The following is a 15,387-nucleotide window of genomic DNA, read 5'->3' on the forward strand; positions in this document are numbered from 1 at the left end:
ATGAGTAAAGTTACACAAATTGCACACCCATTAATATTACATAAGTTAGCCTTTATAAGGGATAAAAATACAGGATCTAAAGACTTTAGAGAGCTTGTTGGAGAAATAGCTATGCTTATGGCTTATGAAGTAACAAGAGATATGCAATTAGAAGAGGTAGAAATAGAAACTCCTATATGTAAAACAAAATGTAAGATGTTGGCTGGAAAAAAAGTCGCTATAGTACCAATACTAAGAGCAGGACTTGGAATGGTTGATGGAATGTTAAAACTTATACCAGCAGCTAAGGTTGGGCATATAGGAATGTATAGAGATGAAGAAACATTAATGCCAGTAGAGTATTTTTGTAAGTTACCTCAAGACATAGCAGAGAGAGATATAATAGTAACTGACCCGATGCTTGCTACAGGAGGATCAGCTATAGATGCTATAAGTGCTCTTAAAAAAAGAGGGGCTAAGAGTATAAAACTTATGTGTCTAGTTGGAGCTCCAGAGGGAGTAAAGGCAGTTATGGATGCTCATTCAGATGTAGATATATATTTAGCTTCAGTAGATGAAAAATTAAATGATCATGGATATATAGTTCCAGGACTTGGTGATGCTGGAGATAGGTTGTTTGGAACAAAATAACTAATAAAATAAAAAAATAGAAGGCATATAGCCTTCTATTTCTTATTTATTAAAATATCTGTTTAATAATCCGTTAAATGCAGCTCCGTGTCTTGCTTCATCTTTACACATTTCATGTACTGTATCATGGATAGCATCTAGGTTTAATTTTTTAGCTAAAGTAGCTAAATCTTTTTTACCTTGACAAGCACCATGTTCAGCGTCTACTCTCATTTGAAGGTTAGTTTTTGTGTCAGCAACAACAACTTCTCCTAATAATTCAGCAAATTTGGATGCATGCTCAGCTTCTTCAAATGCTATTCTTTTATAAGCTTCAGCAACTTCTGGATATCCTTCTCTATCAGCTTGACGGCTCATAGCTAAGTACATTCCTACTTCTGTACATTCACCAACGAAGTTAGCTCTTAAACCTTCTATAACTTCAGGATCAACATCTTTAGCAACACCTATTCTATGTTCATCAGCCCAAGCTAAAGAATCTTCTGTTTTTTCAATGAATTTGCTAGCTGGAGCATTACATACTGGACAGAAATCTGGAGCTACCTCTCCTTCGTGAATATAACCACAGATTGTACATACAAATTTTTTCATATTAAAATTCCTCCTTAAAATAACTTTTTATTTAACTCTCTTAATTTTTAGAGCCTGTTTGTTCTCTCACTCGATGTCTTTATTATACAACAACAAATAATAATTATCAAGAGAAAAATATTATTTTTTAAAATAATTTTCGTGTATCAAAAATAGTAATTTTTAAGAATGCTCTGGCTTATTATATCTTCAATCTTTATATTTATTAATTCTAATAATATTAAAAAAGTACATTTGAAAGGATATATAATGTAAGAAAATCTTTATTATCTTAAAATAATGATATTAATAGGAAAGAAATTAGAGCGGTAATTTTAAGTGAAGTTAAAGACTATAGGCATATCTAATGCTACATTAATTAGAAGTTTATAATATTAATATTAGATTATATAGGTACATGTTTTTTTTGTGTATTATTATAGGAATCATGGCTTCATATTTAGTTTTATTATATAATATATGTTAAAGTCAAAATATATGTTAAAGACATTTTCTTAAGGTAAGTATATATTATACTTATAATGTTAGTAGTGTCAATAAAGGTATATTTAAGAAATGATGAATTGTATTTATAATAGTAAGCGAGGTATTGAGGGCTTTATTAATGTATATAATATAAGTAGAAAAATGGGGGAAGAACTATGGATAGAATTGATAAAGATAACTATTATTTAGATATATGTGAAAGCATATTGGCTAGAGGAACTTGTTTAAGGCGAAATTTTGCAGCGATCATAGTTAAGAATGATGAAATAATTGCAACAGGATATACAGGAGCACCTAGAGGAAGGCTTAATTGTTCAGATTTAGGAAAGTGTAGAAGAGAAGAATTAAACGTACCTCGAGGAACTAGATATGAATTATGTAGATCTGTTCATGCAGAACAAAATGCCATAATATCAGCTAGAAGACAGGATATGCTAAACAGCACTTTGTATTTAGTGGGAAAAGAAAAAGAAAATAATGAGTTGGTAAAAAACGCATTTCCTTGTTCATTATGCAAAAGATTTATAATAAATGCTGGAATAGATAGAGTAATAATTAGAGATACTGCAACGGAATATAGACACATTATTGTAAGTCAATGGGTAAAAGATGATGATTCATTATCAGGAAATGGTGGATATTAGTAGATATAAAGAGTTATGTTAACGCTTGATTTAGATAAATTTAAGACTCAATTTAAATAAGTTGTTGAAAACAATAGAATAAGTAAAAAAAAATGAATAAATCAGTTTCATGAAATTCAAATTTAAATGTTAAAAAAATAAATAATATTATTAAATATTCAATTAAATAAGGTTATTTATAGTTTTATTTTCAAATTAAACATTTACATAGATAACTTAGGTACTTAAAATGAAATATTCTAAAATGATAAATGTAAAAGTAAATTATTAGGATATGTTAGAATAGTCTGATTTTGGGAAAATATGAATAATGTACAAGAAAAACGTTATACACATAGAAAAGATGAATAATACAGAGAAAACGAGAATAAATGCTATACAATTTCGCTTAAATTATGCTGTATATATTTATATAGGCTTTTTTAGACTAATAACAGATTTCTAATAAAGTTATTTAAGATGTATAATTAGATTAAGTAATGAAAGCAGAGGACTATAATTTGAGTAAAATCGACAGGTCTTTATTAAAAAAAATAGGGAAATATGACTTAAGCGTTGGAATAACTATTACAACTATACTTTATTTAGTAATAGGTAATTCCAGTTTGTTTTTTTTACTGGGGATATTTCATGCATATGTTAATTTTTTAATAAATTCCGCTTGTATTACATTTTTATTACTTAAAAGAGGAATGTTTAAAAATATATTAAGTATATTAGGACATATGTTTAGAATACTTTTAGTGTGTATAACTTCAATAATCATTATAAAAAATAATGAATTGAATTTTTTCATATATATAATTGGATACACAGCACAAATAGGATCTATTGTTATGTATGGAGTACGTTTAAATTTGAAGGAAAGAAAGAGGTGAGAAAATGCATGAAGCACTTAGATATCCATTAAATATATTTGGATTTCAATTTGAGGCCACATTAAGTCTGATAGTTCAGTGGGTAATTATAGCTATTTCATTTATTTTAGCAGTCTTATACAGTAGAAGTGTAAAAAAAGTACCAGGAAAAGTGCAAAGTGTAGTAGAAATAATTGTAGAATTTATAGAAAAAACTGTACAAGAGAACATGGGTGAAGGTAAGGCAGAGTTTGTACCATATATAGGATCCTTGGGATTATATTTATTTTTATTAAATCTGGTTGGATTATTTGGTATTAAGCCACCTACAGCAGACTTTAGTGTAACACTAGGGTTGGGTTTAACAACATTTTTAGTTATTCAAGGATATACTATTAAGAAGTTAGGATTATGGGGATATTTTAAAGGCTATGCATCCCCGGTAGCTATGTTATTACCAATAAATATTATGGAAAGAATAATGCTACCTATTTCATTAAGTCTGAGGTTGTTTGGTAATATATTTGCAGCAACTATGATTATGGAGCTCTTATATGAGCTGTTAACGGGGATAGGTACTATAGCTGGAATAGGGATACCACTTCCATTTCATTTTTATTTCGATGTATTTGATGGTGCAATTCAAATGATCATATTTGTAATGTTGAGTATGATTAATATTAAAATTATATCTGAGCATTAATAATTTAAGATGCTTAAAGTAATAATAAATTTAAGAATTAGTGAAAAATTTAAGGAGGAATATTAATATGGAATCAGCAGCTTTTATAGCAGGAATGTCAGCAATTGGAGCAGGAATAGCAGCACTTGCAGTTATTGGGGGAGGAATTGGAACAGGAAATGCAACAGGTAAGGCAGTAGAAAGTATTGCTAAACAACCAGAGGCAAGTGGAAAAATAATGAGTGCATTAATTATAGGGGGAGCTTTATCAGAGGCTACAGCTATTTATGGATTCTTATTAGGCTTATTATTAATACTATTTGGAGTTAAAGGTTAGGATTTTAGAATGGTGTGAAGGGCAGGTGAAACCTCTTTATTACTAATTTATATAAGTTAGTGAATGAGAATAAATATGGAAATAAATATTCAGGTTATTATATTGTCAATTATAAATTTCTTTATATTTTATCTTATATTAAAAAAGTTTGTATTTAAAAAGACGTTAGGCGTAATAAATGGCAGAAAAAAAGAGGTAGAGGACGCTTTGAAAAAGGTTGACATAGAAGAGAAAAAAGCAGAACAGCTAAGAAAAGAACATGAAGTTAATCTTAAAAAATATAAAGAGCAAGGCATAAACCTTGTAGAGTCTTATAAAGACAAAGCAAATAAAGTTTATGATGAAACTGTGAAAAAATCTAAAGATGAATCAGAAAATATTCGTCAGAGAGCTATTTTAGATGCAAAAAGAGAAAAAGAAAAAGCTGAAAAAGAGATAAAATCAGAAATTATTAATTTATCTATGAAGTTTGCAGAAAAAGCATTAGAGAAAGAAATAAATGAAGAGGAACATAAGAGACTTATTGATGACTTTATAACCAAGGTAGGTAGTTAACATGTATGAATTTTTAGACAGAAGGTATGCGCTTGCCTTATACAAAACTTGTCAAGAAAAAGGAAAAATCGACAAGATTATGGAAGAATTTGAGGGTATTGTAAACGGATTAGCTAATAATGAAGGACTTGTTAAAATAATTAAGCATCCTCAAATAAGTAAATCTGCAAAAAAGAGAATATTCAAAGAGATTTTTTCAGGAAAAATTGATGAAGAATTGTTAAATTTTCTAATATTACTTATTGATAGAGAAAGAATACTGTTTTTAAAGGAAAAATATGAGCAATTTAAATTAATACATTTGGAAAATAATAATACTGTTATTGCTAATGTTAAAACTGTTATTTCACTATCATCAGAACAAAGAGAAAAACTAAAAGACAAATTAGAGTATATGTACAAAAAGAAGGTTATATTGCAAGAAGAAATAGACCCTAAATTAATTGGGGGTTTGATGATTAGAGTAGGTAGCGATGTAATAGATGGGTCAATAAAAAATAAACTTACAGAGTTTAAGGACTTATCTGAAGGAAGCGGAAGAAGTAGATATAATTTTGTTCAAATGAGGAAAGATTTATTAGCAGAAGTATTTACAAGTTGGCCACTTTCTTATGAGCAAGTAGAAGAACTAAAGGATATACTAGTTAAGTTTTATAATAAAAACATCATAGTAAAACAAATACTAGATTCTAATATAGTGAATGATATAAAGGTTGTTATTGGAAATGACGTTATGGATAGAAATAAAATAATGCTTATGAAGGATGAAGGGGAAAATAGGAAACCTAAGTCATGTTCATATGAAGAGCCATATGTTAACTCCTATGACAAGAATAAAACTTTAAATGCTCACATCAAAACTGTAATATCATTAAATATTAATCAGAAAGAAAAACTTATAGATGCATTAGAAAAATTTTATAATAGAAAAATAATTATTACCGAGGAGATTGACAAAACCATAGTTGGAGGAGTACTTGTAAGAATAGGTGAAGACATAACTGATGGTACGCTAAAAACTAAGCTTAGAAACTATAAAAGAGATTTATCCTAAGGTAATTAAGTTAGTTGTAGAAATAGAGGTGAAAAAATGCACATAAAACCAGGTGAGATAACATCAATAATAAAAAGAGAATTAGAAAGATATGAAAGTCATATGAACACTATAGATTCTGGAACTGTTATCCAAATTGGTGATGGTATTGCTAGAGTCTATGGCCTAGATGATTGCCTAGAAGGAGAGTTGTTAGAGTTCCCTAACGATGTTTATGGAATGGCTCTTAATCTTGAGCAAGATAATGTTGGATGTGTGCTTCTTGGGTCTGAAGAAGGTATAAGAGAAGGTGACATAGTAAAGAGAACAGGAAGAGTAGTAGAAGTTCCAGTAGGTGAAGAACTAATAGGTAGAGTTGTGGACTCGTTAGGAAATCCTATTGATGGAAAAGGGCCTCTTGGAGCTACAGAATATAGACCTGTAGAAGTAGAAGCTCCAGGGGTTATAGATAGGCAATCAGTTAAGAGTCCTATGCAAACAGGAATTAAAGCTGTTGATTCTATGATTCCTATTGGTAAAGGCCAGCGTGAATTGATAATAGGAGATAGACAGACAGGAAAAACAGCATTAGCTATAGATGCTATCATTAATCAAAAGGGTAAAGATGTAATATGTATATATGTAGCAATTGGTCAAAAACAATCAACTGTTGCACATATAGTTAATACATTAAATGAAATGGGATCTATGGATTATACTATAGTAGTTGCCGCAACAGCTTCTCAATCTGCTCCACTACAATACTTAGCACCTTTCGCGGGATGTAGTATGGGAGAGCATTTCATGTATAAAGGTAAAGATGTACTTATTATATATGATGATTTATCTAAGCATGCAGTAGCATATAGAACCATGTCACTATTACTAAGGAGACCGCCAGGTAGAGAAGCTTATCCAGGAGATGTATTTTATCTTCACTCAAGATTATTAGAGAGGGCAGCAAAGCTTTCAGATAATTTAGGGGCAGGGTCTTTAACGGCATTGCCAATCATAGAAACATTAGCAGGAGATGTAACAGCATATATTCCAACTAATGTAATATCTATAACTGATGGGCAGATATTCTTAGAAGCAGATTTATTTCATTCAGGACAAAGACCTGCCATAAATGCAGGAATATCAGTTTCAAGAGTTGGTGGTAATGCCCAAATTAAAGCTATGAAACAAGTTACATCTACATTAAGAATTGAATTAGCACAATACAGGGAACTTGCTAATTTCGCTCAGTTTGGATCTGATTTAGATAAAGAAACTATAAAAAGACTTGAAAAGGGTAAGAGGTTGATAGAGATATTAAAACAAGACCAATATGAACCTATGCCTGTTGAGAAGCAAATTATCATACTTTATTGTGGAGTAAATAATTTCTTAATAGATATACCAGTAAATAAAATAAGAATGTTTGAAAGAGAATTTTTAGATTTCATCGATATTTACCATAGAGATATTTTAGATTTAATAGATGATAAAAAAGTAATGGATGATGAAATAGAATCTAGATTAAAAGAAGTAATAAGTGAATTTAAGCAAACATTTTTGCAGGGAATTAGCTAAGCAACTATGTTTTACAGGAGGTGGAAAACATGGGGGCAGCAGGATTAGTAAATATTAGAAGAAGAATGAAATCTATAAAAAACACAAAGAAAATTACCAAGGCTATGAGCTTAGTTTCAACATCTAAACTTAGAAAGGTAAAGACTAGGCTATATAGCAATAATAATTATTTTAATGCATATAAGGAAATAGTTAATGAGGTTGTCCCATCATTATCTGTTGATAATGTGTATTTAAAGGGTAATAATAGCAGTAAAAAGTTGTTAATAGCTATAACCTCAGATATGGGGCTTTGTGGTTCATATAATAATAATATTATTGAGAGTCTTATAGAAACTATACATGGTGATAGAAGTAATTACGATATATTAATGGTAGGACAAAGAGGAAAGTTATTAATAAAAAAACATAAATATGAAACTGTTGCTGAATATGTAGAAATTCCAGATTTGCCTACTATCAAGGAAGCTTCTACTATATTTAGGCATGCGTCAGGGATGTTCTTAAGAGGAGAAGTAGGAGAAGTAGATTTAGTTTATACAAAATTTATAAATCAGCTAACAAAGAAAACATGTACAATTCAATTGTTACCACTTGTTCAAGAAGAAGTCACGGATTTAGATAAATCTAATAGTGACTTTGAGTTAGAGGGAGACAAAGAAGAGCTATTAGAAAAATTACTTGAGCCTTATTTCAATGGGGTGGTATTAAATTCTATGCTTAATGCCAAAGTTTCTGAACAAAGTTATAGAATGGAAGCAATGGAAAATGCAACTAAAAATGCTGATGAATTAATAAATAAATTAAATTTATCCTATAATAGAATTAGACAAAGTGCTATAACACAAGAAATATCCGAAATTGTAGGTGGAGCTCAAGCTCAAAAGTAATTTAGTAAAATTGTTTGGAGGGTTTATTATGTCACGACCTGTAGGGAAAGTAGTTCAAATTATTGGACCTGTAATAGATATAAAATTTGACACAGATTTTCTTCCAAACATTTATAACGCTATAGAGATTAAGATGGATGGTAGAGTTATAATTGCGGAAGTTGAACAACATATAGGTGACGATATTGTAAGAACAATTGCAATGGAGAGCACTGAAGGTTTAAGAAGAGGCGTTAAAGCAATAGATACAGGTAGACCTATAGAGGTGCCTGTAGGTGATGCAGTACTTGGAAGGTTATTCAATGTCTTAGGTCATCCTAAAGATGAAAAAGGTGATGTTGATTATGATAATAAATATGTAATTCACAGATCAGCACCAACTTTTGAAGAACAGTCTGTAGAACCAGAAATGTTTGAAACTGGAATAAAGGTAATAGATTTAATTGCTCCATACCAAAGAGGTGGAAAAATAGGACTATTTGGAGGAGCAGGAGTTGGAAAAACAGTACTTATACAAGAATTAATAAATAACATAGCTAAACAGCATGGTGGACTATCTGTATTTACAGGTGTAGGTGAAAGAACTAGAGAAGGTAATGATTTATACAATGAGATGACTGAATCTGGAGTTATAAATAAGACTGCATTAGTTTTTGGTCAAATGAATGAGTCACCTGGAGCTAGGATGAGAGTTGCCTTAACTGGACTTACTATGGCGGAATACTTTAGAGATAAAGGCCAGGATGTATTATTATTTGTAGATAATATATTTAGATTTACACAAGCAGGCTCGGAAGTTTCAGCATTATTAGGTAGAATACCTAGTGCCGTTGGATATCAACCAACACTTGCTACAGAAATGGGAGCATTACAGGAGAGAATTACATCAACTAAAGATGGATCAATTACATCAGTGCAAGCTGTTTATGTACCAGCCGATGATTTAACTGACCCAGCACCAGCGACTACATTTACTCACTTAGATGCAACTACAGTTCTTTCTAGAGCTATAGTTGAACTTGGAATATATCCAGCTGTTGATCCTCTTGAGTCATCATCTAGAGTTCTTGATCCAAGAATTGTTGGAGAGGAACATTATAAGATAGCCACAGATGTTAAGCATATATTAGAGAGATATAAAGAGCTTCAGGATATTATAGCTATCTTAGGAATTGATGAATTATCAGAAGAAGATAAATTGGTGGTTGGCAGAGCTAGAAAGGTTCAAAGATTTTTATCACAACCATTTACAGTTGGAGAACAGTTTACTGGAATAAAGGGTAAATATGTTTCAGTTAAAGAAACAGTTAGAGGATTTAAGGAAATATTAGAAGGTAAACATGATAATTTACCGGAAGCAGCTTTTTTATTTGTAGGTGGCATAGAAGAGGCTATAGAAAAAGCTAAGACTATGATGGAATAGTTATTAAGGTATGCTTGGAATGGAAGTGATATATCATGGACAATAAATTTCATTTAAAAATAATTACTCCAGATAGAGAATTATATTCAGAAAATGTAGTTTCTTTAAACTGTGAAACTACAGATGGTAAGAGAGGAATTTTACCAAATCACTGGCCAATGTTATCAGTATTAATACCAACCAAAACAACTTTCCAGGATGTGGCTGGAGATAAAAAGCATGTATTTACTTCTGATGGAGTAATTAAGGTAAATAAAAACCAAGTAACTATATTATGCAATGCTGCAGAATGGCCTAGTGAAATAGACAAAGAAAGAGCTCTTAATGCAAAACATAGGGCTGAACAAAGACTGAAAGAAAAATCACCAGATACAGATTTAAAAAGAGCCCAATATGCATTATATAGAGCTATTGGAAGATTAAGCATAGTAGATTAGATATAAAATGTATATAAAAAAATCATGTAAGTTTATAACTAACATGATTTTTTTGTTTTTTGGAATAATATAAATAAATTGCTATGCAATTTGGTTAGTGAAGTGCAACCTTAGGTTGCAGATAATCGCTCACTTCTCTGGCAAAGCCAATTCTCTGTGCCTAGGGTACATTTCACTGCAACCTAAGGTTTGCACTTCACTAATAAGTAATTTATAAAATAAACCTAAGGAGGCCTTTAATATGAAAAAGGATATTAAAAGTAATACTAATAATTTAAGTGGGTTAGATGTGCATAAAATTGGGGGTTATACAAAAGGTGCTGTGGAAAGCTTTGAAGAGAACATAGTAAATCAAACAAATTATTTAGAAAAGGTAGAAAAGGGGTTGAATTATCCAGATAAAAAAAATAAATAGAGTATTGATGAAGATAGATTAAAATTAATAATTATAATAAAAAGTATAGAAACCTAAGTTAGCTCAAATTAACTTAGGTTAATTTTTATATAGTTAAATATTAAAATTATAAAAATTTAACATGAAAATCTTTTAATATTTGTAGCCTAAATAATAGGAAAGAGTTTCATATATTAAAATTTACATATAGGTTAAGAACAATTTCAAGAAAATATTATATATTATAGTATAAACATAAATAAGTATGTATTCTCTTTCGAATATTTAACTTTCAAATGTGAATAATACGGATGCATTTGGAAATAATTTGAAAATAGGAGAGGGGGAATATAGTATGAGATTGCACAGAATTATTATTAATATCATTGTAATAGTTCTTACCTCAGGTATATTTTATGTAAAACCAAACACAGATATTTTTAGTGTACTAATAAATGATATGGAAGGTAAAATAGAACAGTGTAACGTAAGTGCAGAATTTTATAGTAATGATAATGATAAGAATATATATATGGATTTATTAGATAGAATAAATTTTGATTTTGGTAAGGTTAATTATGAAATAACTGAGAATGATAGGGTGATTACTATAGACTTTACTAATGAAAAGTATGATGGGAAAATTGAATTTTACCATATGCAAGAAAAATTGATGGGGAAAGTTTCCATCATAGAAAGAGGTTCGGACTTAGAGTATTCTAATTTAGAAAAGCTTAAGGTAAAAATTTCAAATGCTTTATCCTATATTGATAATAGCATAGAATATTCACAGTGTATCAAAGTTAAAGTTTCAAAAGGAACCGTAGATGAATATAAGGATCTAATTTTAGATACACTTAGTGTAAGTAAATCACAAAATATCAATACTGCGAAAATTTATAATGGATATAGTATATTGGCAGATACTGGTTTATATAATAAAAAGAATATATTCGGTACTGATATTGATTTTCAATGTGCATTAGTTGATTATTCTTCAGGATGCTATTTAATAATGGGATCACCTGAAATAACCTTAGCGTATTGAGTAATAGCATTTAATTTGGAGGATGAAGATGGGTAAGTTTATTATAAAAGGAAATAATAAATTATCAGGGGAAGTAAACATAAGTTCAGCAAAAAATTCAGTATTACCAATACTTGCAGCCTCAGTATTGAGTAATGGTGGATGTAGCATAAAGAATACACCTATGCTTGAAGATGTTTTTGTTTTATGTGATGTTTTAAAGAGCCTATGTGCAGATGTGAATATAGATAGTGGAAACAATTTAGTAAAAATAGATACTAGTAATTTATGCGACATTAGCGTTGATGATGAACTGGTAAGAAGAATGAGAGCATCGTTCTTAGTGATGGGTTCAATGCTTGCTAGATTTGGAAGATTTAAAATTTCACTTCCAGGAGGGTGTAATATAGGAGCAAGGCCTATTGATTTACACTTAAAGGGATTAAGAGCTCTAGGAGCGGATATTAATCAAGGTCATGGATATGTGGAAGCAAAAGTAAGAAAACTTAAAGGAAATAATATATATTTAGATTTTCCATCAGTTGGTGCTACAGAAAATATTATGATGGCTGCAACTTTAGCTGATGGTATATCGGTGATAGAGAATGCAGCTAAAGAGCCTGAAATTATAGATTTAGCTAATTTTTTGAATTTAATGGGAGCTAAAGTTAGTGGTGCGGGTTCAGATAGAATAATTATAGATGGAGTGAAAGAATTAAACAATATAGAATATACACCATTATTTGATAGGATAGAAGCTGGAACTTTTATGATTGCAGCAGCTATAACTAAGAGTAAGATAACTATACATGGCATAAATGAAGCTTATCTAAAACCTGTAATAGCGAAACTTACAGAAATGGGTGTTAAAATAACTATATGTGAAGGGGTTATGGTAGTGGATGGTGATGTAGATTTGAAACCAGTAGATATTATAACTCTTCCGTATCCAGGATTTCCAACAGATATGCAATCTCAAATAATGAGTTTATTAGCACAAGTACAGGGAACTAGCGTGATTACAGAAACCATATTTGAGAATAGATTTATGCAAGTAAGAGAATTAATAAGGATGGGTGCAAATATAAAAATAGATGGTAGAAGTGCCATAGTAGAAGGTGTTCGAGAGTTTACTGGAGCAGAGGTTAAAGCAACTGATTTAAGAGCTGGTGCAGGTTTGATTTTAGCCGCATTAAATGCAAGAGGACAGACAATAATCGAAGATGTTTATCATATAGATAGAGGATATGTAAATATAGAGAAGAAATTTCAAGACTTAGGTGTAGATATAAGAAGAATATGATAAAAAATACTCAAAAGCTTTGTAGCTTTTGAGTATTTTTTATAGGAGATGAATATTTAGATAGAACATATAATATAAATGATACATGTGATTTTATAAGTAGAGGGTGAGAAAGGATGAGAGTATGAAAAACAAGGGTAAGAGAATTAATATTAATTCGTGCAAAGCGTTAGATATTTTGAAACCTGTAGGAACCGTATTAATTTATATTCTTCTTTTGGGAGGTTTTTTATTTTTATCATCAAAAATTATATTAGAAAGTTCTAACGAAGAAACTAAAAATATTGATAAAAAAGGTAGTGAAAAGATCCAGCAGGTTATTATAGAAAATGGTGATATAACTGATGTAAATAAGAGGTTGAATATAAATATAAAGACGGTAAAGGTATATATGACAAAAGAAAATAGAATTGAAGAGCTTCCATTAGAAGAGTATATAAAAGGAGTAGTAAGTAGTGAGATGCCTGTAGGATTTAATTTAGAGGCCTTAAAAGCCCAAGCAATAGCGGCTAGAACTTATGCTATAGCGCATATGAAACCAATAGGCAGTGGGTGTGCTAACGCTTATGGAGGGGATTTATGTGATACTACTCATTGTCATGTATATACAAGTAAGAATAAAAAAATAAATCAATGGGGAAATAATGGAAATGATAATTGGATGAAAATTGAGGAAGCTGTAAATTCTACTGCTAATATGATTATCACTTATAATAATGAGTTGGCTAAGGGTGCATACTATTTTTCAACTAGTGGGGGGAAGACGGAAAATGTAGAGGAAGTATTTAGTGCCAAATTGCCTTATTTAAGAAGTGTAGAAAGTAAAGGTGAAGAAGTGGCACCAAGATATAAAAGTAATGTAAGTATTGAAAAAAGTGATTTTGTTTCAAAGGTTAATGGAACATATAATCAGGCTGGATTAAATGTAAACAAGTTAACAAAACAAATAAAAATAATTAGTCATACTGAAGGTGGTAGTGTAAAAGAACTTAAATTAGGTGGGGTAGTTATAAGTGGGAAAAAATTAAGGGAATTATTGGGATTAAATTCAGCTAACTTTACTATAGATATAACTAATAAGACTATAGAAATAAAATGTGTTGGATTTGGGCATGGTGTTGGAATGAGTCAATGGGGTGCTAATGCTATGGCTAATGAAGGGGAGTCTTATATTAATATATTGAAACACTATTATACTGGAATAGAAATATATAAAATAAATAATTAAATACAATTAAAATATTAAATAAAGATTGCATAGGGTTTAGCATATATGGCTAAATCTTATGCAATTTTTATTTACTGAGATTTTTATTAGATATTAAATAAAATATTAAAAATTTAAAATTTTTTTCTTGTACATGTATTAATTTTCTAATAAAGGGTCAAAATACATATGGAGGTGTTTTTATGAACAATAAATTTGATAAATTCAAAAAGTTTATTAAAAAAGAAGGTTTCTATGTAATACTTTTCGTTTGCTTATGTTCTGTAGCTACAGTGGCGGTTGTAACATCAACAAGAGCTAAGAATGATATAGACAGTGCAAAAGTAGTAGTACAAGATACAGACAAGAATGTAGTAGAACAACCTAAAAATCCAGAAGGGGCACTTCAGGTAAAAGAAAATTTAAAAGAAGTACCTAATGTGAAAGCTAATAATGAGACAAAAGCAGTATCAAATTCAAATGATAAATCTTTTGTAAATCCAGTAGATGGAAGTTTAGGAAGAGCATACTCAGAAGACCCAGTATATTGGGCGACAACTAAGAGTTATAAAACTCATTTAGGCATGGATATAAAGGCAAAAGAAGGAGCTAGTGTTAAATCAGTTTCTGAAGGAATTGTAAAAAACATAGGTAAAAATACTGAGGGAGCTTTTATTGAAGTTGACCATCAAAATGGGTTAATAACTGTATATGGAAATCTGGAAGAAAATATTTCAGTAAAAAAGGGTGATAAGGTTACGGCTTCACAAGAAATAGGTAAAGTTGGAAATACTACAAATTTTGCTTATGAGGAATACGGAACTCATCTTCATTTCCAAGTTTTAAAAGATGGGAATGAAGTAGACCCTGCAAAATATGTAACCTATAAGAAATAGTTCTTATAGATTTAGTCTTATTAGTCATTTTCTTTTAAAGAGGAAATGGCTAATAAGAAACTAATAATAAGTAATTTAAGTTCGCAATTTAGCATATTATTATTTATAGAAGCATTAAGGAGGTAACACTTTGAAGGACTATATTGAAGATAGAGTACTAGAAGTTGCAAAATATATTATTGAATCAGAGGCTACAATTAGGAAAACAGCATCAGTTTTTGGAGTAAGTAAAAGCACTATACATAAAGATATGACAGAAAGATTACCTAAAATTAACCCCCAAATAGCAGAAGAAGCAAAAAGCATCTTAAATTTAAATAAAGCTGAAAGACACATTAGAGGTGGAAAAGCTACTAAAATGAAGTATAAAGTAATTGAAGGTTAGAATAAATAGTAATATAATAATATTTAGGAGAAATT

17 protein-coding genes are annotated in these 15,387 nt (G+C 30.1%); 16 read left to right on the forward strand and 1 reads right to left on the reverse strand.

The features are described from left to right. Window positions 1–630, forward strand: coding sequence for a uracil phosphoribosyltransferase (upp, locus tag ACI48Q_RS13885; protein ID WP_474919717.1), 630 nt, complete (start codon window positions 1–3; stop codon window positions 628–630). A 42-nt stretch (window positions 631–672) separates the two neighbouring features. On the opposite strand, the gene ACI48Q_RS13890 is transcribed toward upp, so the two are convergent. Beyond that, window positions 673–1,221, reverse strand: a complete 549-nt coding sequence (locus ACI48Q_RS13890) for an NADH peroxidase (RefSeq protein WP_474919718.1) — start codon at window positions 1,219–1,221, stop codon at window positions 673–675. A 641-nt stretch (window positions 1,222–1,862) separates the two neighbouring features. On the opposite strand from ACI48Q_RS13890, the gene ACI48Q_RS13895 reads away from it, so the two are divergent. The 15 genes from ACI48Q_RS13895 to spoIIID all read left to right on the forward strand — a co-directional run bounded on the left by ACI48Q_RS13895 (window position 1,863) and on the right by spoIIID (window position 15,352). Beyond that, the gene (locus tag ACI48Q_RS13895; protein ID WP_474919719.1) at window positions 1,863–2,351 is read left to right on the forward strand and encodes a deoxycytidylate deaminase; all 489 of its coding nucleotides are present in this window, start codon (window positions 1,863–1,865) and stop codon (window positions 2,349–2,351) included. Window positions 2,352–3,233: 882 nt separating this feature from the next. Further along, the gene (locus tag ACI48Q_RS13900; RefSeq protein ID WP_474919720.1) at window positions 3,234–3,911 is read left to right on the forward strand and encodes a F0F1 ATP synthase subunit A; all 678 of its coding nucleotides are present in this window, start codon (window positions 3,234–3,236) and stop codon (window positions 3,909–3,911) included. 67 nt (window positions 3,912–3,978) lie between these two features. Next, on the forward strand, window positions 3,979–4,227 hold the full coding sequence (gene atpE, locus ACI48Q_RS13905; RefSeq protein ID WP_474919721.1) for an ATP synthase F0 subunit C: 249 nt from the start codon (window positions 3,979–3,981) through the stop codon (window positions 4,225–4,227). A gap of 75 nt (window positions 4,228–4,302) precedes the next feature. Beyond that, a complete protein-coding gene (locus tag ACI48Q_RS13910) occupies window positions 4,303–4,782 on the forward strand; it encodes a F0F1 ATP synthase subunit B (RefSeq protein WP_474919722.1) in 480 nt (159 codons plus the stop codon). Window position 4,783: 1 nt separating this feature from the next. Next, window positions 4,784–5,836, forward strand: a complete 1,053-nt coding sequence (locus ACI48Q_RS13915; RefSeq protein ID WP_474919723.1) for a F0F1 ATP synthase subunit delta — start codon at window positions 4,784–4,786, stop codon at window positions 5,834–5,836. A gap of 36 nt (window positions 5,837–5,872) precedes the next feature. Continuing rightward, window positions 5,873–7,390 carry a F0F1 ATP synthase subunit alpha gene (gene atpA, locus ACI48Q_RS13920; protein WP_474919724.1) on the forward strand — a complete coding sequence of 506 codons (1,518 nt, stop codon included), beginning with the start codon at window positions 5,873–5,875 and terminating at the stop codon, window positions 7,388–7,390. Between the two features lie 29 nt (window positions 7,391–7,419). Further along, a complete protein-coding gene (gene atpG / locus ACI48Q_RS13925; RefSeq protein ID WP_474919725.1) occupies window positions 7,420–8,280 on the forward strand; it encodes an ATP synthase F1 subunit gamma in 861 nt (286 codons plus the stop codon). Between the two features lie 28 nt (window positions 8,281–8,308). Next, window positions 8,309–9,703, forward strand: coding sequence for a F0F1 ATP synthase subunit beta (gene atpD / locus ACI48Q_RS13930; RefSeq protein ID WP_474919726.1), 1,395 nt, complete (start codon window positions 8,309–8,311; stop codon window positions 9,701–9,703). Between the two features lie 35 nt (window positions 9,704–9,738). Continuing rightward, window positions 9,739–10,140 (forward strand): ATP synthase F1 subunit epsilon, encoded by a 402-nt coding sequence (gene atpC, locus ACI48Q_RS13935; RefSeq protein ID WP_474919727.1) that lies wholly within the window; start codon window positions 9,739–9,741, stop codon window positions 10,138–10,140. Window positions 10,141–10,381: 241 nt separating this feature from the next. Next, window positions 10,382–10,555 carry a hypothetical protein gene (locus ACI48Q_RS13940; RefSeq protein ID WP_474919728.1) on the forward strand — a complete coding sequence of 58 codons (174 nt, stop codon included), beginning with the start codon at window positions 10,382–10,384 and terminating at the stop codon, window positions 10,553–10,555. 334 nt (window positions 10,556–10,889) lie between these two features. Next, window positions 10,890–11,582, forward strand: a complete 693-nt coding sequence (locus ACI48Q_RS13945; RefSeq protein ID WP_474919729.1) for a hypothetical protein — start codon at window positions 10,890–10,892, stop codon at window positions 11,580–11,582. Window positions 11,583–11,610: 28 nt separating this feature from the next. Next, window positions 11,611–12,864, forward strand: coding sequence for a UDP-N-acetylglucosamine 1-carboxyvinyltransferase (gene murA / locus ACI48Q_RS13950; RefSeq protein ID WP_474919730.1), 1,254 nt, complete (start codon window positions 11,611–11,613; stop codon window positions 12,862–12,864). Between the two features lie 124 nt (window positions 12,865–12,988). Continuing rightward, entirely contained in the window at window positions 12,989–14,092 is a 1,104-nt protein-coding gene (gene spoIID / locus ACI48Q_RS13955; protein WP_474919731.1) for a stage II sporulation protein D, read from the forward strand. Window positions 14,093–14,274: 182 nt separating this feature from the next. Continuing rightward, window positions 14,275–14,967: a peptidoglycan DD-metalloendopeptidase family protein gene (locus tag ACI48Q_RS13960; RefSeq protein WP_474919732.1), complete on the forward strand. Its 693-nt coding sequence runs from the start codon at window positions 14,275–14,277 to the stop codon at window positions 14,965–14,967. A 130-nt stretch (window positions 14,968–15,097) separates the two neighbouring features. Beyond that, a complete protein-coding gene (spoIIID, locus tag ACI48Q_RS13965; RefSeq protein WP_474919733.1) occupies window positions 15,098–15,352 on the forward strand; it encodes a sporulation transcriptional regulator SpoIIID in 255 nt (84 codons plus the stop codon). Window positions 15,353–15,387: the final 35 nt, after the last annotated feature.

Source organism: Clostridium sp. LXY-7 (assembly GCF_056172015.1).